The sequence below is a fragment of the Faecalibacterium sp. DFI.5.82 genome, assembly GCF_029076575.1.
Lineage (GTDB): Bacteria > Bacillota > Clostridia > Oscillospirales > Ruminococcaceae > Faecalibacterium > Faecalibacterium duncaniae.
In genome coordinates this window covers 1-304 of sequence record NZ_JARFIS010000667.1, presented here as the reverse complement: position 1 = coordinate 304, position 304 = coordinate 1, and the positions used below count along the sequence as shown (strand labels likewise).

Genomic DNA, 304 nt, shown 5'->3' with positions numbered 1-304 from the left:
CTCCCGCCACGATCTCACCAAACATGACATCGTTGGTCCAGTCGGTCGCAAAGGTGCCGATAGCCCAGCCGCCATCTGCAATGGAGGTGCCCATGGACAGGGAGTACATCAGGACCATGACCAGCGCGAAGATGGGCAGAGCCAGGATACGGTTGGTCACGATCTGGTCGATCTTGTCAGAAGCAGTCAGGTGCTCCACACGGGCCTTTTACTTGACGGCATTGTCAACGACACCGTTGATGTAGGAGTAGCGCTGGTTGGTGATGATGCTCTCCGCATCATCGTCCATCTCCTTCTCGCAGTC

Annotated in this window: 1 pseudogene; it reads right to left on the bottom strand. The window is 56.6% G+C overall.

Going from position 1 to position 304, the window contains the following annotated elements:
• Positions 1–304, bottom strand: a pseudogene (locus P0G09_RS18360) (ferrous iron transporter B); the annotation flags it as partial.